This window comes from Saccharibacillus sacchari DSM 19268 (genome assembly GCF_000585395.1).
Taxonomy (GTDB): domain Bacteria; phylum Bacillota; class Bacilli; order Paenibacillales; family Paenibacillaceae; genus Saccharibacillus; species Saccharibacillus sacchari.
On the sequence record NZ_KK073875.1, the window covers coordinates 2,007,418 to 2,027,121 of the forward strand.

At 53.4% G+C, this 19,704-nt stretch carries 13 protein-coding genes; 5 read left to right on the top strand and 8 right to left on the bottom strand.

Annotation, left to right across the window (positions count from 1 at the left end):
* Window position 1: 1 nt before the first annotated feature.
* A complete protein-coding gene (locus SACSAC_RS08590) occupies window positions 2-3,391 on the bottom strand; it encodes a tubulin-like doman-containing protein (protein ID WP_037285341.1) in 3,390 nt (1,129 codons plus the stop codon).
* A gap of 835 nt (window positions 3,392-4,226) precedes the next feature.
* A complete protein-coding gene (locus tag SACSAC_RS08595) occupies window positions 4,227-6,035 on the bottom strand; it encodes a vWA domain-containing protein (RefSeq protein WP_051506980.1) in 1,809 nt (602 codons plus the stop codon).
* A 637-nt stretch (window positions 6,036-6,672) separates the two neighbouring features.
* On the opposite strand from SACSAC_RS08595, the gene SACSAC_RS08600 reads away from it, so the two are divergent.
* The 3 genes from SACSAC_RS08600 (at window position 6,673) to SACSAC_RS08610 (ending at window position 12,599) form a co-directional block, all read left to right on the top strand.
* Window positions 6,673-7,620, top strand: coding sequence for a hypothetical protein (locus tag SACSAC_RS08600; protein ID WP_051506981.1), 948 nt, complete (start codon window positions 6,673-6,675; stop codon window positions 7,618-7,620).
* Window positions 7,617-9,641 carry a hypothetical protein gene (locus SACSAC_RS08605; protein ID WP_037285343.1) on the top strand — a complete coding sequence of 675 codons (2,025 nt, stop codon included), beginning with the start codon at window positions 7,617-7,619 and terminating at the stop codon, window positions 9,639-9,641. Before SACSAC_RS08600 ends, SACSAC_RS08605 begins: the two co-directional genes overlap by 4 nt.
* 219 nt (window positions 9,642-9,860) lie before the next feature.
* Window positions 9,861-12,599, top strand: coding sequence for an ATP-binding protein (locus SACSAC_RS08610; protein ID WP_037285345.1), 2,739 nt, complete (start codon window positions 9,861-9,863; stop codon window positions 12,597-12,599).
* A 395-nt stretch (window positions 12,600-12,994) separates the two neighbouring features.
* On the opposite strand, the gene SACSAC_RS26970 is transcribed toward SACSAC_RS08610, so the two are convergent.
* Complete coding sequence (locus SACSAC_RS26970) at window positions 12,995-13,594, bottom strand: hypothetical protein (RefSeq protein WP_051506982.1); 600 nt, start codon at window positions 13,592-13,594, stop codon at window positions 12,995-12,997.
* Complete coding sequence (locus SACSAC_RS08620; protein WP_037285346.1) at window positions 13,591-14,496, bottom strand: hypothetical protein; 906 nt, start codon at window positions 14,494-14,496, stop codon at window positions 13,591-13,593. The genes SACSAC_RS26970 and SACSAC_RS08620 overlap by 4 nt, the downstream gene beginning before the upstream one ends.
* 280 nt (window positions 14,497-14,776) lie before the next feature.
* On the opposite strand from SACSAC_RS08620, the gene SACSAC_RS28210 reads away from it, so the two are divergent.
* Window positions 14,777-14,926, top strand: a complete 150-nt coding sequence (locus tag SACSAC_RS28210) for a hypothetical protein (protein ID WP_169833762.1) — start codon at window positions 14,777-14,779, stop codon at window positions 14,924-14,926.
* Between the two features lie 95 nt (window positions 14,927-15,021).
* Here the strand turns inward: SACSAC_RS28210 and SACSAC_RS08625 are convergent, their stop codons facing one another.
* The 3 genes from SACSAC_RS08625 to SACSAC_RS08635 all read right to left on the bottom strand — a co-directional run bounded on the left by SACSAC_RS08625 (window position 15,022) and on the right by SACSAC_RS08635 (window position 17,759).
* A complete protein-coding gene (locus tag SACSAC_RS08625; RefSeq protein WP_037285347.1) occupies window positions 15,022-15,546 on the bottom strand; it encodes a hypothetical protein in 525 nt (174 codons plus the stop codon).
* A 97-nt stretch (window positions 15,547-15,643) separates the two neighbouring features.
* Window positions 15,644-16,729, bottom strand: coding sequence for an adenosine deaminase (gene add / locus SACSAC_RS08630; protein WP_051506983.1), 1,086 nt, complete (start codon window positions 16,727-16,729; stop codon window positions 15,644-15,646).
* A gap of 466 nt (window positions 16,730-17,195) precedes the next feature.
* Window positions 17,196-17,759, bottom strand: coding sequence for a DUF420 domain-containing protein (locus SACSAC_RS08635; protein WP_037285349.1), 564 nt, complete (start codon window positions 17,757-17,759; stop codon window positions 17,196-17,198).
* A gap of 172 nt (window positions 17,760-17,931) precedes the next feature.
* On the opposite strand from SACSAC_RS08635, the gene SACSAC_RS08640 reads away from it, so the two are divergent.
* A complete protein-coding gene (locus tag SACSAC_RS08640; protein WP_037285351.1) occupies window positions 17,932-18,891 on the top strand; it encodes a DUF6612 family protein in 960 nt (319 codons plus the stop codon).
* A 155-nt stretch (window positions 18,892-19,046) separates the two neighbouring features.
* Here the strand turns inward: SACSAC_RS08640 and SACSAC_RS26975 are convergent, their stop codons facing one another.
* On the bottom strand, window positions 19,047-19,700 hold the full coding sequence (locus tag SACSAC_RS26975; RefSeq protein WP_051506984.1) for a hypothetical protein: 654 nt from the start codon (window positions 19,698-19,700) through the stop codon (window positions 19,047-19,049).
* Window positions 19,701-19,704: the final 4 nt, after the last annotated feature.

Below are 19,704 nucleotides of genomic sequence, written 5' to 3' on the forward strand. Positions count from 1 at the left end.
ATTATTTCAACCTTTTGCGCAGCTCGTTCAACTTGGCTGCCGTCTCTTGATAGAACCGGTACGCTTCTTCGCCGTTGACCAGCTCCATGCGCTCGTACTCCAACTGTTGACGCGCTTCGAGGAACGTCGTGTACAGCTCGTCCAGCTTGCCGACCAGCAGCGACACGTCTTCCGACGCCGTCAGCTCGTTCGAGCGGCGGGAAGCTTTGCGCAGCAGCGTTTGACGTTCACGGTCTCCCAAAGTGCGGAACACGTTATAAATCTCGAAGTGCGGATAGCTGCGGCTCTTCATCAGATTGACGAACGGCTCCCAGCTTTCCTCGTCCTCTTCGCGATCGTACACGTACAGCGCGCCTTTTTTGACGATCGTTTCGGTATACAGCGCTTCGATGTACTGATCCAGCAGTTGTTCTTCGCCGGCATGCTGGGACAGCAGCGACTCCAACTCCGCAATTTTCGCTTGGATCTGCTCGTACTTCGCCAGTTCTTCGCGTACGCGGCGGATTTGCTCAGGCGAACGGATCAGGTTTTCTTTGGCCAATTCTTCATTGATACTGCCGAAAATGTCCTTCGTCGATTGTCGCTCGATGCCTTCGGCCAGCAGACGCTTCAGCTCGGCATAGGCACGTTTCACTTCGCCCAGGTTCGGCTTGGCGCTTTGCAATTGCATGTCGAAGCCGGACAGCGCCGCGAACAGATCGAAGGTTTTCGTCGTCACGACGGAATAGCGGCTGCTGGTCGTTTGATCCGCGTCTTTTTCGATGATGACGCTAAATCCGCGCGCACGGTCGAACTCGCTTCTGACGCGCGCATTGTAGTCTTTTACACGGCCGTTATCGTACACGTCGCCCCACGACTGCTGCGGAATCGGCGACGGCAGATAGGTCCAGTTGTCGCGTTCCGACTGCACCAAGTGACGCCCGACGCCTTCTTTGCCCAAAATGGTGCGTTCGTAGTTTTCTTCATACACTTTGAGCGGCGTATAAACGAACAGCGGCACCCCGTTGCGCGTGTTCAGCCAGAAGATCCGGTTTTTGACCTGGCTTTCTTTGACCGTGAAGTTGGATTTGCCGATCGCGTTCTCCTGATAATTGCGGATCCCTTTGAGGATGCCCGGCGCTTGAACAGGAACTGAGACAAAGCCCCATGAAGGGAAATGCAGATTGCCGGAGCTGTTGCTCAGATGGAACACCGGAATCGCTTCTTCGTCCAGTTTGCCCGCGATATTGCGTTCGACGAACTTCTCGATCGACTCGTCTTCGCCGAACTTCATGCGCAGGAAATCTTCCATCGATTGCGTGATCAGATCGCCGAATTTGCTGGTCAGGAAGTCCGAGATCGAACCGACGATATCCACTTCCTGTTCTTTGATCCAGCGGTCGGAGTGGTCGATCAGTTCTTGCGCAAAATCGCGGATCAGATCGTCGACGTCGCGTTTTTCCATGAGGCTGCCCACGACTTTGGAGATATCCGGCACGCTAACCACGTTCCAGTAGTACGTTTTGTTGCCTTTGTGGTCCATTTGCTCGTCGCCGCGCGTCAAGATCTCCCCGTTGCGTTCGAAAATGGAGCTGAGCGCGTTCAGAATCTCGGTAAACACGCCGTAAATTCGGTTGTTTTCCCGGTTCAGCAGCTCGTAGAAATCTTCGTAGAACTCGATCATCTGCTCCGTGCGCTCGATATCGGCACGCAGCCAGTATTCGTTCATTTTGGCTTCGATATACGCATTTTTCTTTTTGTCGCGGGAGATCAGAGCGCTTTTGGCATCGCCCAGACGCTCATGCGCCTGCTCTTCCGCCGCTTCGATATCGCGAGGAATCCGCAGCAGCGACTCGCGCAGATTCTCGATGTACGCTTGCAGCATTTTGAGCAGGGAGAAGCCTTTTTCCGTATAAATGAGGCGCGATACATAGAACGGACCTTGCTCCGGACTCAGGAAAGCGCGGCGGATCTGTTCCGAAAAACGCTCCAGCATTTCGCCCGGAAGCTGCTTTTTCATCTTGATGTACTCTTCGCGCGCACGCGTCAGGAACGTCTGCTCAAGCTCCGCGTCCATGCTTACGTTCTGCATTTTGATCACGTTGGCGTAGCTGAGGCGCTCGCTGTTCTGGTAGCCCGGAATCGGTTCCGGCACCCGCGACTCGAACGCTTTGAGCATCGAATCCGGGTCGAGCGCGATCTTTTGCGCGAAGCGTTCGATCTCTTCCTGATTCGGCGCGTGCTGGAACATCTTCTCCATCTTCTGGAACAGGCGGTACGCGAGGTACGTGGTCATCTCCTCGATCGGCAGCACAGCGGACGAAGCGCCGATGATGTTGTAATCGTAGTTCGCCGGATACGCCTTCGTCATCTGCGCGATGTTCGTGCGGATATTGCTGATGTAGTCGTGGATCGCGAACTCTTCGCCGGACGCTTTTTCTTCGCTCGCCATGAAGTTCGTGATATTTTCGGCCGTGACGTTCATGCAGTAATCGTACGCGTTTTCGAGCAGCTTGCCTTCGGTGTTGGTCGCGGAGATCAGATGGCACAGGTTAAAAGGCGGCAGCGGCGAGTTGACGGTCAGGATGCTGCCGTACTGCTGCTTGAACCGCTCGCTGCGCGCGTCGACGTTCATCCAGTAATCGAGTTCTTTGAGCGCGGCGTAGCCGTTTTTGCGGACGTATTCGCGCGTATGTTCGCTGAGGCTTTTGTTCGACAGGTTGACGTCCGGCGTGAACAGATAGCCCAGCATATTGAGACGGTCGACGCCGGCCGATCCGTGGTCGCGCTCGACCAGCCCGCGGATGATGTACGAAATATCGAGGAACGAGCCGCTGCCCGTACCGCCCGACAGGCCCGTCAGCAGGAACACGGTCAGTTTTTTGTTCGTGCCGACCGACAGCGTTTTGATCTTTTTGTCGATCGCCTGCACCACTTGATTGATTTTGGTAAAAAGAAGCAAACGTCCCGCCTGGCGTACGCCGGCCGCGCCGTTCATGCCGTCGGTGATGCTCAGTTCCGGCGACAGCCATTCGGTGATGTACGGCTCCAGGATGCTGCGGTTTTGCAGCAGTCCGCCGATCTCGGCGTTGGCGAGCAGCACGAATTCGTTAATCGGGTCCAGCCCGATGCCTTTGTACCGTTTGCCTCGATCCTGCTCGTTCGTCTCGAACGCGAGGAATTCGACGTTGGACGGTTTTTCCATTTTCTTTTTGGAGACCGGATCTTCCGGCAGTTTGAAGCGGCGGTTGATCTGGTATTTGAGGCGCAGCAGCGCGTCGATGCCCGTTCCGCCCAAGCCGATGATGAGCATCGGATTGTCGATGGTATCGACGCGGATTTTCTCGCTAACGATCCCGCCTCCGAGCGAGACGTCAAGTTGTTGGATATGTTCTCTTACGATCGGTTTCATGAAAAGCTCCTTTCGGGATGCGGCTTTCGCGCTTGCTTGCAGCGAAGGAAAGCCGGGTCGGTGTGTAGAGGTATGGATACGTGCGATTGACTGAAGCTTATCTCAAACGCACGGGTTTCAAATTTCAGTCGAACGTCGCTCAATGGTTGAAGTCTGATCAGGTGCTAAGTTGCCTATTTGACAACGTAGCGCGCGGTTTGAAGTCGGCTGATGAGCTACGTTGCTTATTTGGCAGCGTAGCTTGTATGTTTGGGTCTTCTTAAAGCCGATTGTCGGTTCTACGTTGCCGAATAGGCAAGGTGACTCCGACTATTAGCGTTTTGAGTCGTCTACGTTGCATTTTAGGCAATCACGGCGAAGAGCAACACCGTCTCAAGACGGGGACGTTGATGAAAAAGCAACTTTTTAGGCAGAAAATCAGATTTTCACAGCAAAAGTGTACGAAAGGTCAACATTTTCCGCCTTTTGACCGCTGAAAGACGATTTTCCCAGTGAATTGTTGACGTGAAGTCAGCATTTGCGGGAAAAGGGGCGGGTTAGGGCGGAAATGTTGATGAGAAGTCAGGATTTTTGTGAAAAAGTCAAAACAGTTAAAACCTTTTTGCGTTCCGGAGAAGGCTTCCTTAATTCGATTGGAATCGCTCGTTGGATAGAAGATGAAGCCAGTTGAACCGTCTGGCTTCATCTTCTTTCATCAAACTCGCTGATGGATTTAAGGAAGCTTGGGGCTTCATCAATTCGATCGGAATCGCTTTCTGGATAGAACTCGAAGCCAGTTGAACCGTCTGGCTTCGAGTTCTTTCGTTAAAATCGCTGGTGGATTTGATGAAGCCTTTTATACCAAATATTCCACCAAAATCGTCTTTCCGGCCTGCACCATCGGAACGGTAATTCGATCCCCGCTTTTCAGTTCCAGCCCTTTCGACGTATCCACGACGCGGCCGGATTTTTCGATCGGGACGCCTTCGGCGCTGCTGCGCAGCACGATGCGGTCTTCGGAGCCCGGGGTGAAGACGATGTTTTCGGTGTCCTTCAACTCGGGAGCGAGCTGGAGAAGCTGATGCAAATTAAGACGGCCTTTGTACGTATTTAGTTTCTTATATTGCGGATAAGAGCGTTCGCCGGTATTTTCGTCGCGGATCTCGATCACCATTTGACCGACGAAGCCTTTGTTGACTTTTTGCAGGTACTTCATGACGAAAAACGCGATGACCGCCAGCAGGATCAGGCCGAGTACGCCGAGAATGACCGGGATCAACGGGAACTTTTTCTCGCTTTCGGTGCCCGCTCCGCCAGATACGGCACCGGATGCCGCATCGATGCTGATCGGCGCGGATTCGCGATAGAAGCTGTCCGCTTCCGCGCGAACAATCAAGGTATACTTGTGCGCTTCAGGCAGCTCGTAGCTTCCGTCGAACTGCGTACCGTTCAGCGTCATCGGAACGCTCGTCTCCGTACCCGTATCCTCGTCCTTCACGACGAGCGAACCTTGCATCGTCGCGTACAGTTCGGGCGAATCCAGCTTCGTCCCGCCGCTCGTCAGATAAGCGGAGACGTCAATTTTATCGCCTTTGCCATATGAAGAACCGCTCAGCGGAGCGGTCGCCAGCTCCAGATCGTAGTTGAAGACCAAGTTGATATCGATCTGGTCTTTGTCCGCGCCTTTGACGCTCAGCGTCCAATCGCCTTCCTGCGGCTTGATCATTTTGAGCAGGGAATACGTCTTGGACGTGGACAACGTAACCGCGTCCGAAGGGATCGCCGCTTCGGCACCGCTCGGGTCTTTCAGTTTCAGCTCTACCTTTTGAGTTGAGGTAATCGACACGTTAGCTTCCAGCACGTTGGCATTCGGCACGCTGATTTTCACGTCTTGGAAATCACCGTTGCCTGTCAGTGAACCCAACGGCACAACGTTAAGCTGCTGGTGACTGGCGAAGATTTCGCTCAGGATACCCGGCAGATCGTCGGCGGAGTCGGTCACGAACGATTTGCCGCTCGTATCGGCCGCAATCTTTTCCAACTCGGCCTGATTCAGTTTGCCGTCGGCATTGAGCCCGATCGTATAGACGGGAATGCCGGCATCTTTCGCTTTTTGCACCGAATCGGCCAGTTCCTGCTGCGATTGCTCCAACGTTTTCGACTTGGTCGTGTTGAGCTGGGTATTGCCGTCGGCAAGCAGAACGATCATCGGCTCGCGCCCCGTCTGCGCACTTCGTTGCAGCATGTTGACCGCTTCGGTGACGCCGACCGCCGTGTCCGTATAAGCGCCTCGGCCCAACTGTCCGATGAACGTCTTCAGTTCTTCTTTGTCGGACTGGCCTTGAATCTCCAGCAGCGCTTTCTCGCGCTGCACGACATCGGTGTACGAAACGATACCGACGCGATCTCCCTGAACCGGCAGCATGTCGATGAACAACCGCATCGCTTCGTTGCCTATTTTTTGCGGGTCGCTGGTTGCCATCGAATTGCTCGCATCGAGCACCAATACCGCATCGATCGGCGCGGAACCCGCCGAGCTTGCCGCCGACCCTGAAGAGGTCGTTCCCGAGGCCGCTGCAAGCCGCGATCCTGCCGGAAGTAATCCCGTCACCAGCAGCAGAGCCGCAAGCAGCGGGTAGATCAGCCTTTTTATTTTCGGAACCATGTGGACAAAACCCCTTTGATTTATCTAGTGCCTTGTCAACTCTTAATCAGAGGATTACGTTTAGTGTTGACAAGGTATGAGTGATTCAGTATTCCAACATCCATATGGCGACGAATCGCCCAACTCAACCCGGAATCGTTTCGACGGTCCGTGGCCTGAACCGCAAGACGGACGCCGACGAAACTATCATAGGCTTGTTTTCTGTGAAATTCCTTAATATTTCGTTAATAACTTCTGAAAAGGTTGTAACCTTCCTGCCCGAAGCCTGTTTTTGCATGGTAAAAGTCGCGCTTCGCCATGTTGCACAAGGCCGCTTTTCCAGCTATCGTTAAGCAAGGAGGCGCTGCCCAAATTATAACGTAAAACGTGCAGCGATTCACGAAGGGATTCCATTTTGCACCAGCCATTCGATATTTTTCTTCGAGATTTCCGAAATACGCCCGTCGCCGGGCCATGAAAGGGACGTGCAACGATTGTCCGCTTATCTCATTTATGTCACATACGGCCTACTCGGGATTTTGTTTCTTTTTGCCGGAATCAAATCCGTTCTTTATATGCGTAGTCCGAAAAAAGCCCACTCCCGGGCAGATTTGGACCAACGTCTGTTGAACACTCTAAATGAACGGCGTGAGCATCCATGATCAAGAAAAAAGCAGTCACGTTTAAGCCTTACGAACGTACCGAGTATGCCTACGACAAACTGCGGGTATGCCGAAAATGCGGCGGTTACACGGTATTGTCGGAAGAAATCTGCCCGTTTTGCGGAAAACGAACCCTGACTACCGTTCAAGGTTTCGCCAAACGCGAACTCAAGCGCTCAATGCAATCGGAGCTGCTTTTCTCCGCGCTGCTGACCTTGCTGGCCATGTTTTTCGCGGATACGATGCCTTGGATCGGCATTGCGGCGGCAGTCGGGATCGTGTTGACCGCGCTGCTGGCTTTTGCCCAATACCGGGTCTTCGAACCGCAGCTGCGCATTCGCACGGACCGACTTTTCGCGCGCGACAAAGATCGTATCCGGCACGGTCTGATCCAGGACATTCGCGCCGCGGAAGGAATACTGGAAGCCAATCCGGCCCGTGCCTACGAGATGCTGCGCGAGGTCAACACCCTGCTGCGCAACGATCCGATCCGCAGGCTTCAAGCCGAATTGCTTCAGACCTTCGTCCTGCGCCGGGACATGGACCTGCTGCTGGAACCCCTAATCATGGACGGATTCTCGCCGCATCTGGCAGGTTATATCGGCGAGGTGGCGAAGCTGAACCGCGAACTGATCAAAGAAAGCGCCATTCGCTACTGCCTGCAATACGAACCCCAAATCCGCAACATGAGCAAAGGTGACGAGATCCTCGCCGCCGTGGCCGGAGCCGCCGTGCGCATGAAAAGGTATATCCGGCTGTACCCGGAATTCATTCGCCGCTACACGCACAAGCTGCCGGAGGATCGATTGGAACGCCTGCGCGAAGTGCTGTCCCAGCATCCCGGCGAATTCGGCCCGCTGAAGCTGGAAGCCGACGAAGTCTATTGGGTTCGATTCGGCAAACGCAACGCGCGCGATACGTCCCGGCAGGGAAGCTCTCCATGATCAAAAAGCTCAAGAATACTTTTATAACGATTCGAAATGCTCTAACCCTGCGCAATCTGCTCGCCGTTCTGTGCGCGATTGCGCTGATTGCCGTGATCGTGAAGGGTTTTCGCATCGAAGCCAAGATTGAGCAGGTTCGCCAAGCCGATGCCTATTACGAACAAAATCTGCGCATTCAAGCCGAGGTCGCATACGCGGCCGCACGATCCAACACCGTCATCCGTTATCGCGAGGAACATATTGAAGAACGACTGACGGAACTGGCTCCGATCACGACGCTGCGCGAAGAACTGCTAAAATCCAAAAGCGAGTTATTGGCAGCAGCGGAGAATCGGGATTTCGATACCTTCCTTACCGCGCATGAGTCGTACGACAGCTTCCTCCAACAGTCCTTAACCGATGACTTTGCCGCTGAGTACAAGGAATTGAGCGAGCGTTATGAGCTGGCGAAGACGGTAAACGAAGGCTTTTCCGCTTTCCGCTCGAACTTCGAGCAGGCGCTGGCCTCCAATTTTGATACTGAGCGCTATGACGACGAATCGGCCAAGTGGAGTTTGCTGCGCATTCCGGCCATGTTCTTTTCCCCTGCGGACGCACAAAAGGACGCGAATGCGGAGTTGCTGAAAACAGAGACGCTGAATGCCCTTTTCCAAAACTACGATCAACGCAAGCTCAAAAAAATGGCGGCAGCGGGTCGATATCCGGATATGTTAAGTGAAGCTTCTTCAACCCTCAAGGCCTACGAAAGCCATGACTTCGGCGCACCTTGGGTGCTGCATCAAGCGGAAGAAACCACGGATACCGTGCTCCGCAAAGACCTGGATGCGCAATCGTATGCCGCCTTTTCCGGCCATGCCCGCGCATTCGGCGACTTCGTCTCCCAAGCCAATTTGAAGTCGGAAACGACGACATGGATCGACGCTCGAATCGAGGAATTGATGAGCCGTGCGCGTTCGCTGGTCACGGACCATCGTTTCGAAGAAGCGATTGCCTTGTATCGGTCGCTGGATGCTTACCGCAGCACGGATGAGGAAGTCACGCAGACAGAGAGCGCCTGGACGGAAGCGGAGCCGCTGCGCATTTTGCAAGCAGAAGATTCTTCTCTGACCTATTCGTTGGCGATCAGCGGAAAACATCGTTTCGGAGCTGATTTGTACGTCGCGGCTCTCGGGGATAACGGTTTGCTGTATTTCGGCACGAAGACGGGAGATTCGACAAGTGTCAGCACCAGCGCATCTCTGCTAAGCGGCCTGGATGTGCAAAGCTTACGGATTGAGGATACGCTGTCCACCACCGCTGCACCCGTCATTGTCGTCCAATCCGGTTCTTCGTCGCGCAAAGCGGTCTACACGGCGCTGATGCTGCAACCGGGATCGTTCAGGCAGATCTTCCAGATCGAAGCCGACGGCTATACGATTGCAGACGGCGGCAACACGCTGCGAGCGGACAACCCGGCCGATGCGGAAGAAGACGGTCAGACGGCGATCTACGAGCGCTCCGGCGCGGGCGGCGAATTCTACTTCTCCTCGCTTGAAGGCGGGACGCTCGATATCGGCGCAGGCAATCCCGAGCAGTATCCGCAGAAAAAAGTACGCGCGCAGCTTGTCGTGCTGTCGTCCGACGCGGATCAAACGCTCGCCCAAACCGGCGACGGATCATCCGTTTTGCTGCGCGGCGTGTCGAACGTTACGCCCGGAGCCTATACGGTTACCGGAACATTCGAAGGCGACTATGCGGAGATTGAACAGGAATCCGCATATCCGAGCGATACTGAAGTTGAAAATGCGACCCCGGAATCGATACCCGATCCCGTTGTGGCCGATGAATCCGGTACGGATTTCCCGGCTGCCGAACCGTCGGAAGAAGATCCGGGCGCATCCGGCGACGTCAATTCGGCAACCCCGGAAAACACGCCTTCGGACGTGCCGGCGGCGCCGGATGCGGAATCGGGTACCGAACCGCAAAAATCCTTCATTCGCGTTCCCGTATTCGTGGTCGATCAGCTGAACGAAGGTCAATAAGCAAGCCGATCCGACCATTCAAAAACATAGGAACCGAACGACGCTTCCACGTTGAGGCGTCGTTTTTCTTTTTCCGTTACGACTCTTGCCTCGAATACACGACAAACGTGCCGAAAACGCTTATACTATTTGAGTACAATTTGTCCTTTTCGATTTTGATATACATAAGCTTTTTCAAGTCCGTTTGACCGATTCATAACCAGTCTGGAGGAGACTCACTTGAGCTATAAGACAAGGCAGCTTTTGGGGTTCGGTTCCCTGTTCGCCATCATGCTGTTGATCTTGGCCGTGTCCGCTTCGTTTCTCTACTCGATCGATCGTTCCGTCAATATCGCGATCGCCGAACGCTATGACAAGTTAAAAGCAGGCTCCGATCTGCGCAGCGCCTTCTACGCGCTCGACAGCGAGCTTGGTCGCTTGAGCGACGAGGATGATCCGGTAGAAATTCAGCAACGGCTCGACAAAATTGCCGAATATCGCCAACTATCGCTGGAGCGTCTGCTGATCGTGGAACGCTTTGACGTGAGCGAGCGAGGCATCGTTCGTTTGGCGGCGATCCGTACCGCTTACGACGGTTATTTGGATGCCGCTCAGCAAATGACCGCCGAAATTCTCGAAGACGCGCCTCAAGGAACCATTGCCGAACCCAGCAGCAAAACCGAAGAGTTTCGGGCGCAGTTGGTCGAAAACCTGGACGCTTTTCAGACCGCACAGCAAAACGCGCTGAGCGAAGCCCGGGCCGACAGCGGCAACGCGGCGCGCACTATGCTGTGGAGCATGGCGATTTCGGCTCCTTTGCTCTTGGCCGCAGCAGCTATGCTGAGCCTTTGGACGATTCGCAGCACGGCTCGCAGACTGCAGCATGTCAGCAATGTGATGCGCAGCGCGGACTTCAAGGAAAATGCGTCTTTGCCGCGCTTGGATGCCCGAATTCAAGACGAGATCGGCGATATCGAGGCTTCGTTTAATGCGATGGCCGCTTCGTTGGAACATCATAACCGTCAAGAGCGAGAAATGACGGCGAATCTTGAAGAACATACCTGGATTCAGACCACTTTGGCCGAATCCTTCGTACTGTATCAAAATATCAATTCCGTTGAACAATTGGCGTCGACGTTTCTGCAAAAGACGGTTCCGCTCAGCGGAGCGGCTTACGGCGTCTTCTATTTACGGGTCGGCGAAAAGGACTTGGTTCGAATCGCTTCCTTTTCCGATTATGCCGCAGAGGCCTCGATCGCCGCGTTCAAGATGGGCGAAGGGCTGGTCGGACGCGCTGCGACCAGCGGAGAATCTCTATTGATCGAGGATTTGCCGGAGCATTACTTGCGCGTCGCTTCGGGGTTGGGAGAAATGCCTCCTCGAAGCCTCCTTGTTGCCCCCGTTCATTTCGAACGTCGCGTCGAGGCCGTGGTAGAACTGGCTTCACAGCACGTCTTCACCTCCGCGCAGCGGAGATTAATCGAGCAGTTGGTCGGAACGCTCGGCATCGCGATCAGCGGAGTATCGGGCCGGATGGAAGTGGATCGATTGCTGCGGCAAACCCAGCAATCGGAAGAAGAACTCCAAAGTCAGACCGAAGAGCTTCAAGTTCAATCGGAAGAACTTCGTACCCAACAGGAAACGCTGCGCACGGTCAACGACGGGCTGGAGCGTACAAACTTGCAGGTCGAAGAAAAAAACCGGCTGCTTGAGATCGCGCAGCGCGATCTGCTGCTCAGCGCCGAGTTCCAGTCGGAGTTCCTTGCCAATATGTCGCATGAACTGCGTACCCCGCTCAATAGCATCCTGATCCTGTCCCAACTTCTTTCGGAGAAGGAAGACGGCGTACTGACAGATCAGGAACGGGAGTACGCGACGACGATCTACAGCTCGGGACACGATCTGCTCGGTCTGATCGATGACATCCTGGATCTGGCCAAAGCCGAATCCGGCAAGATGGAGGTCACGATCGAAGCCTATAATCTGACGGAATTGCCGCAAGCGATGCAAAGTCTGTTCAACGAGGTTGCGAAGAAAAAAGATCTGGCGTTTGAAATTACCACGGAACCCGGCTTGCCGAAGCTGATCTGGACCGACGGACGACGACTTCAGCAAATCGTGCAAAATCTGCTGTCTAACGCGATCAAGTTTACTTCCGAAGGCCAGGTGACTTTGCGTATTGCGTCAACTACCTTGCCAAGTTCGGAAGGTGGACGCAGCGGGATTCAGATCGAAGTGACGGATACCGGGATCGGGATCGAGCCGGAGAAGCAAGAGTTGATCTTCGAAGCGTTCCGACAAGCGGACGGTTCGACAGAGCGGCGATTTGGCGGAACCGGTCTGGGTCTCTCCATCTGCCGCGAATTCTCTCGCTTATTGGGCGGGACGATCTTGCTGAATAGTACGCCTGGACAGGGAAGCTCCTTTACCGTTCTTTTGCCGACCGACCTCAGAAACGCAACCCGGTCCGCAGCGGAATCGATTGAAGTTTCCGCCGAGCCGGTATCCTCGTCTCCGACGGAGGATCAGTCCGATTCGGAGAGCTTGGAGGAAATGTCCGCGATTCAATTGCCGCGGGAGCAGGAAGGAGATCATAAGATTTTCAAGGGCAGGCGTCTGTTGATCGTCGACGATGATGCGCGTAACATTTACGCCATCACGGTCGCTCTGGAAAGCCGCGGAGCCGAGGTCGGCATTGCGGAAAACGGACGCGAAGCTTTGGAAATCCTGGCGCGCGATCCGGCTTACGATCTGGTATTGATGGATATTATGATGCCGGTCATGGATGGGTATGAGGCCATGCGGTCGCTTAGGTCCCAGCCGATGTTCGCGGAGCTTCCGATCATCGTATTGACGGCAAAGGCGATGAAGGACGAGCGCGAACTGTGTCTGGAGGCCGGGGCATCGGACTATATCAGCAAGCCGTTGGATGTGGAAAAGTTGTTCTCGCTGCTGCGAGTGTGGTTGTCGCGGGAATAACGAAGTTCCTGTTCGTGGGGAAGCTTGGGCGGCGAAGAGATAAATTCGTTCAAGGCGCTGTTTCACGCAGAAAGCTTACAGCTTTCCGCGTTCAAAGGCCAACATAAAGCTTGATGTTACCGCAGGTTTTCTTCGAAATCCTGTATTTCACTGAATTTCTCCCTTCGCCTATCGCTTCTGGAAATAACAGACTTCGTGTTTTTTTATAGGTTTAGGGAAGAAGAATACATATGTTCCAGACGTATGAAATACGCATCGTTTCATTTGCAAAAAGAAAAAAAGGCTTCGCCTTTCACTGGATTAGAGTGAGAGGCGAAGCCTTTTTTCGCGTGTACTTATTTGGTGCTCGTTCGCTTCGTCGCCGGATATGTAAGGTTTGGGATAGGAATATATCATTAGACCCTGATATCGAGTCGGCGGTCGGGGTTGATGCTTTGCAAGTCGCGGCCGGCGCGGATCAGGCCGTAAAGGATGAGGAGCATGGCGATTAGGCTGACGCCGCCTGCGATAAGCAGGATGACGGGGAGGGCTCCGATGTCGAAATTAAGCAAAAATGGAGAGATCAGCATTAACGGGACAACGGAGAATAGGTAGACGTACCAACTGCCGCGCATATGTTCGAACAGGCCGTTCTCGCCTCGGGATTTGGCTAGGCGGCTCGGGCCTTCGCATAAGGTGTAGACGAGAAGGAGCAAGGCGAACTCGCCCAAGACGCCCGAAATCCAGATTTCCCACCACGTTCCTTCCAGTAAGAGCGGCTGCTCGAACAAAGAGACAGATTTTTCGGAAAAGGTAGCGGGGATCGAGATGATCGCTAACAGCGCGGCGAGCCAACGTCCGAAGCGAAATAAAGGAATAGGCTTGCTGATCCGGTGCATGCCGTAAGCAATCAATAGATAGCCTACCGTATCGTTGAATACATCGAATGCGGAGAGGCGAATATCGACCAAGACGAGCAGCAATCCCCAGAATAAGTTTGCAAAAGCCGGCTTCACGGATGATCCCTCCTCTCTTCGACAAACTGCCGCACCTCGTCTTCGCTCGGATAAGGATCATACTGCACGACCATGGGGCGGGCTTCGACGGTTTCCTGCTTCGTCTCAACCTGAAAGCGCGGGAGCAAGCGGTACACCTTCGTCCAGTCGTGTGCGGTCGCATCTTGAAAACGATAGCGAACGGTCGCGTCCTCGCCGAGTTTCAACCCGATCGGAAATTCGACTTCGTTGATCGGCTTGCCGATAATCCTTTCGTCCTCCGGCCGTTCGAAATCCCATTCCCCGACTTCGCTCCCCTGACCCCAGTACAACTCCAGGCGATTGCCGAGCCTTGACGCATCATCGTAATCGACGCCTGCTATTTTCAAGTCTTCCTGAGCCATAACCGTAGACTGGCCGCTTTGCGATTGCATAGCCGCATACTGAGCGGACAGCGGCTTATCGGTGCTATAAAGTCTCGGATAAAGCCGAATTTCCCCGATATTTTCATTCAAGACGCTGCCATCCGTGTACATGGCCTCTACCTGCTCGATCACAATCGGTTCCTCGGCGTTCTCCCAATTTTCAAAATAAATTTCCGAAGCCGCTTCCTGATCCAAAAAGACTTCAAAGCGCGCCAACTCTTGATAACGGTAGGTATCGCGCCATGAAAGGCTTACCCTCGCTTCTTCAAGTCCGGGAATTCGGATGCGTTCCACGCGATTGCCTGCCCCGCGATTTTCCAACACGTAGAGATAGAAGATTGCGCCGCTGCCGCTTTCCGCCTCAATGTAATGATCGAGAAAGATCGGCTTTTCCAATTGAGATTCCCGATAATAGGCAACGTTGAATAACCAACAAGCCGCTACGGCAACCGCCAAGCCGATAAATCCCCAATACGCCGTCCGATAATGTCGAAACAAAATCCGCTCCTTCCCGGAAGCCCGAACTCCCGCCTGCTTTCCCCATAAACGCCTTGATGCTTCGATTCGTTACGGCTCAAATTCGAAGCCAGAACCGCTCTCCAACAGAATCAATCTTCAAATTTTCGTCAAATTCAAGGCATTTCTTCTAATCGTTCAACATTTGTGCTCACTAACTCGTTGCATTTTGCTTAAAAATATGGATAATAGGACTTAGATAAACGTGATAATGATTATCATTCCCCGTACGGTCATTTTATATTTAAAGGAGCACAATCGCATGCAACCATCGACTTCCAGAGTAAACCTTACCCTTGACGACTATTTGGTTCTGCTAAATGTGGCCGTTCAGGCAGGCGACAAGAAATGGCAAAAAGAAATTACGCGCAAGCTCGAACGAATCGCGCGTTTTGAAGCGGCGAAAGCCTAATAGAGATTTTTTGAGCAACTTTCCGCTATACAACATAAAAACCGGAACTCCTTTTCGGGAGCTTCCGGTTTTTTATTTCCCGAATATGATGTGATCTATTCAATCGCCCTATCCTCGCTCGAAGCCGCATGCACCTGAGCCGTTCCTTTATCGCTAAATTCCACTTTCAGATTGCCGTAAGCCTTTTTCCCGATTAACTTGATCGTATTCTCGCCTTCTGGCAATTCAACCGTAATGACTCCCGCGCCGCTCTTCGCATCCGCCAATTTCACGACATCGCCGCCGGGCATCACATGCACCAGCTTGCATTTCCCGTTGTCGATCCCCAAATCCAAGTGAAAGGTTAATTGCGAATTCTCGGGTGCATCCACGGTCCACAACGTATGCTTGCCCGTAAACTGCTTGAAGCCGAGTTCCGTGCCTTCCGAATGCGCTTCTCCCTCGCGGAAATTATAGCTGTAGCGATCTCCGCTTTGCGCAATCAACTCGTTGTTTCCGTAAATCTGCAATTGTCCCATCGTTTCGCGTACCGTCGTGCATCCCGTCAGCATCACCATCCCGACGAGTCCGAGCATCAGCGCATTCCGTTTCGCCCGCTTGCGCCATTTACGTCTGAACATGACAAAGCGCCCCCTTATTGATGTGTGCCTAGTAGCTTAAGTCTACACCAACAAGAAAGCGCTTTAATGTGATTTTTCTCCGTTTTCAAAGACATTTTTAGCCGGTTGCCGAAGTCTGCGACGGTGCAGCGAGCACGGTCGGGTTCAATCCAAGCGACGCAAACTCATTCAAAAACTCGGCTCGCAGACGCGCTTTCTCTTCCGGGCGAAGAAAAGCGGCATCTATGCCATTCAGGATCAGCGTTCCGATCTCCGATATCGTGAACCCGAACTTTTCGATCAATACGCCATACTCCTTCGCCAGCGACGTGTCGGATACAGTCAAATTATCGGTATTGATCGTCAGCTTAAGTCCTGCGTCGAAATATTCGCGAATCGGATAGACCTCCCAGCTGTCCATCGCCTTTGTCTGATAATTGCTGATCGGGCACATCTCCAGTACGATTCCTCGGGCATGCACCAGCTCCAGCACCTTCATGTCCTCGCGCAAGCGTACGCCATGGCCGATTCGCGTCGCGCCCAGACGCGTGACCGCTTCGTATACATTTTCCGCGCCGCCCGCTTCGCCCGCATGAATCGTCACCGGCATGTCCAATAGTTGTGCATATTCGAACACGGCCCGATGCAAATGCGCAGGGAACGCCGCTTCCGGCCCTGCCAGATCAACGGCAACCAGCCCTTGATTTTTAAAAGCTGCGGCAGCCGAAATCACTTCCATGTTCCGGTGCGGAGAGTGATGACGTAAGCAAGCCGCGATCCCGCGTGCCGTAACGCCGAACTCCGCCTCCCCGCGACGCAATCCGCGCAGCACCGCATCAATAACCTCTTCGCAGCTCAACCCTTCCGAACGATGCAGTTGGGGACCGAAACGAACCTCGATATATCGGCAATTCTGCTCGGCCGCCTGCTCAACAAGCTCGTACGCGATACGCTCCAGCACATGCTCTTGATGCAAGAAACCTTCCACGAAATCGAACTTTTCCAAATATTCCAGCAAACTCCGGCATTCTTCCGTTACTTTCATGAAAGGTACAAGCTCTTCAGCGCTCGGCGCAGGCAGCTTTATACCTTGTTCGGCAGCAATCTCCCACAACGTCGATTCCCGAATACTTCCATCCAAATGCAGGTGCAGATCGACTTTCGGCAGCTTGTGCAACAGCTCCGGCAAACGTTGTTCCAGCATAAAACTTCCTCCCCTTCGCGCCAATGGCGTTTTTTGATTTCGCAAATCCATGTATGGATATTGTCAAGTTTTATACCATAACCAACCTAACATCGGCAAATTAAAATTTTTTATACCCAAACATCATCCCTCCCCCAAAGTAAATTAGAGGATCAATAAAGTCCAACGTAGCTGGAAGCGAGAAGACGGAGAGAGAAATTCAGTGTAGGAGCGATAGCGTTCGCCTTTGAAATCGAGAAAAAACCAACCAAAGTTTAAATCCATTTTCTCGATTTCAACACGCGACCGAAACGAATTTCTCTCGCAGTCTTCTCGCTTCCCCGCGCCAACGCGACTTTATCGCCCTCTAATTTTTGCCCAATTAACAAAAAAACGTATCCGCCAGCCCGTTGATCTGTTCAACTTCCCAGATCAACGCACCTCGCGGATACGCTTATGTTGCCTCCATCGATCAGATGGGTAAAACTCAGTAATACGGAGCCATGAACAGATACACGATAACGCCCGTAGAACTTACGTACAGCCAGATCGGCATCGTCCAACGAGCAATTTTGCGGTGCTTCGCCACTTGCATCGTCCAGCCGAATACCAGCGTGAACAGAGCCAACGGCACGATTAGCGCTGCCAGAATGCTGTGCGAGATCAGAATGAAGAAGTAAATCGGACGCAGAATGCCTTCTCCGCCGAACTTCGTCGTCTCCGGCGAGATGTAGTGGAACGTCAGATACGAGACAAGGAACAGCAGCGTCGAAACAAAAGCCGCTACGATAAAGGCCTTGTGTACGGGAACGTTCTTGCGGATGATCGCAATCAAGGCGCAGACCAAGAAAATAAACGTAAAGCTGTTAAAGATGGCGTTCAACCGCGGGAAGATCGTGAGATCGAAATGCACGCTGCCCTGATAGCCGATCGGAGAGAAGAACAACAACAGGATGATGATGTTCGCAACGATAGAAACGGTAATAATCAGCCCGGCAAAGTTGCGATTCGTGGTCGGACGGTAATTCTCGTTTTCGTTGGGTGAGCTCATAAAGGGCGTATTCTCCTTAAATTTTGTCGTTAACTATTATATCGCGCCAAAGCTTTGATGTTAAGTGACAACAATTTGAAATATTTACGCCGAAAGAAAGACGTCAACTTTTTACTTCGCAAGTTGAAAATGGTAAGGTTATAAGTATCGCACAAGTCGAAAGGGGATCATCATGTACTCGGCAAAAAGAAACCGCAATCGGCATTACCTCGCTAACACGCTCAAAATCAGCGCCTTATCGCTGTTGCTGTTCTCGGCAGCCTGCACGGCGGACAGCGCAACGACCGACACCGAAAAAGAAGCCAAACCGTCCGGCGAAACGACGCAAACGGCCGCTTCGGTCTACGATCTCGCTGTAAAAGAAGCTCAAGCGCTAGAGAGTTATGCCATCGAATCGAAAACAAGCTACACGGTTGAACAACCTGCCGCGGAAGGCGCGGAAGCACCCGACCCGACAGAGACCGCTATCGATATCACGGGCGACGTGATCGCCAAGCCGGAAGTCCAATACGGACTGAAGATCGATACGCTATCCCAAGGCCAACAAGGCTCGACCGAATTGTATGCAGCCGGTAACGAACTACATACCAAAAGCAACGACGGCGCATGGAAGACGCAAAATCTTGAAGAAGCAGGCGAAGACGTGTCGATCACGACCGAAATCCTCGATCCGGCTCCGTTGCTCGAAGAGCTCGAGTCTTACAAGGATAGCCTCAAGCTGACCGAAGACGATAATGCCTACATGCTGAGCCTTGAAGCAAGCGGCGAAGAAGCCGGCAAGCTGATCCAAGCTTCCCTGGCACGCCAAATGGGCGATTCCGCCCAAGCCGACCAGCTGTCCGCTTTACTGCAAAGCGGCTCCGAAGGCAGCGTCAGCTACAGCCTGATGATCGACAAGTCCACCAACCAACTGACCTCGTCCAGCGTCAAGCTTGATACGACGCTTCAAGTGTCCGAACAGTCCCTGCACATCGTAGCCAATACGGACGGCACCTACTCCAAGCAAAACGAAGTAGGCGAAATCGCCGTCCCGGCCGAAGCCACCTCGGGCGGCGCAGCCACGGAAACCGATGCAGGCACCGACGCTTCCGAAGAACCGACAGATACGGAAACGGATACTTCCGGCGAATAATAAATACAGGCAAAGAAGCCCTTTCCCATTCGGAAAAGGGCTTCTTCTCTTTTTCTTTTTCTTTCTCTCCTAAAAAAACCTGAAGCTGCGCGCGGAGGAGAAAATTCAGCTTCATTCGCCTTTGAACCCGGAAAGCTTCTCCCCCGAAATCCCGTCTAGCGGCTTTCCGGGTGAGACAGCGGATGCAGCGAATTTTCCCCGCAGCCCTCCAACTTCACCTGAACACCCACCATCGTCAACACGCCCTTATGCGGTTCGTACGCAATCTGCCGCTCGCGGCTTCGTACAAACGTACCGTCTTTGCCGCGACCGCCCGCATCATGCACGAGCAAGAATGCTGTTCCGTCGTCCTCGATCCGGTAACCGCAGCCTACCGTCCAATGATAATCAAACGCAGGCCGTTGGCCCCACCAACGAAAAGAAAACCATTTGTCGAACTTTACGGCCACCAGGCGCCCTGCATCAATCTCCGCGCAATAGGCTTCGAATCCGCTAAGCCGCCGGGTTGCTGCGCGCCCCGGCAATCCGCTGTCTCGCAACCGCTTGTTCAGCAACCTCCGCAACGCGAACGCAAGCACCGGAGCCGGCATGCCAAGCGGCGTTCCGCCGCTAAATGCGTAGATATCGTTTACCGCTTGCACCGGATCGGCAGGCAGCCGGCCGAACGGCTTCCCGCTTTTTCGGGCTAACCGTTCTTCCCAAAAGCCGACGATCCCCGCGATAGCGGCCGGACCGCATGCAGAAGAGGGAGACCGAATGCCGGTCTCCCATTGAGTGTACGGATAGAAAGACAATCTGTTCTGCCGCATGTCT

What these genes read in the sequence shown, in the direction of transcription:
- SACSAC_RS08640 (WP_037285351.1), top strand. Translation starts at nt 17,932, where the DNA reads ATGTACTCGGCAAAAAGAAACCGCAATCGGCATTACCTCGCTAACACG.
- SACSAC_RS26975 (WP_051506984.1), bottom strand. Translation starts at nt 19,700, where the DNA reads ATGCGGCAGAACAGATTGTCTTTCTATCCGTACACTCAATGGGAGACC.
- SACSAC_RS08635 (WP_037285349.1), bottom strand. Translation starts at nt 17,759, where the DNA reads ATGAGCTCACCCAACGAAAACGAGAATTACCGTCCGACCACGAATCGC.
- SACSAC_RS08590 (WP_037285341.1), bottom strand. Translation starts at nt 3,391, where the DNA reads ATGAAACCGATCGTAAGAGAACATATCCAACAACTTGACGTCTCGCTC.
- SACSAC_RS08600 (WP_051506981.1), top strand. Translation starts at nt 6,673, where the DNA reads ATGATCAAGAAAAAAGCAGTCACGTTTAAGCCTTACGAACGTACCGAG.
- add (WP_051506983.1), bottom strand. Translation starts at nt 16,729, where the DNA reads ATGCTGGAACAACGTTTGCCGGAGCTGTTGCACAAGCTGCCGAAAGTC.
- SACSAC_RS08605 (WP_037285343.1), top strand. Translation starts at nt 7,617, where the DNA reads ATGATCAAAAAGCTCAAGAATACTTTTATAACGATTCGAAATGCTCTA.
- SACSAC_RS28210 (WP_169833762.1), top strand. Translation starts at nt 14,777, where the DNA reads ATGCAACCATCGACTTCCAGAGTAAACCTTACCCTTGACGACTATTTG.
- SACSAC_RS08625 (WP_037285347.1), bottom strand. Translation starts at nt 15,546, where the DNA reads ATGTTCAGACGTAAATGGCGCAAGCGGGCGAAACGGAATGCGCTGATG.
- SACSAC_RS08595 (WP_051506980.1), bottom strand. Translation starts at nt 6,035, where the DNA reads ATGGTTCCGAAAATAAAAAGGCTGATCTACCCGCTGCTTGCGGCTCTG.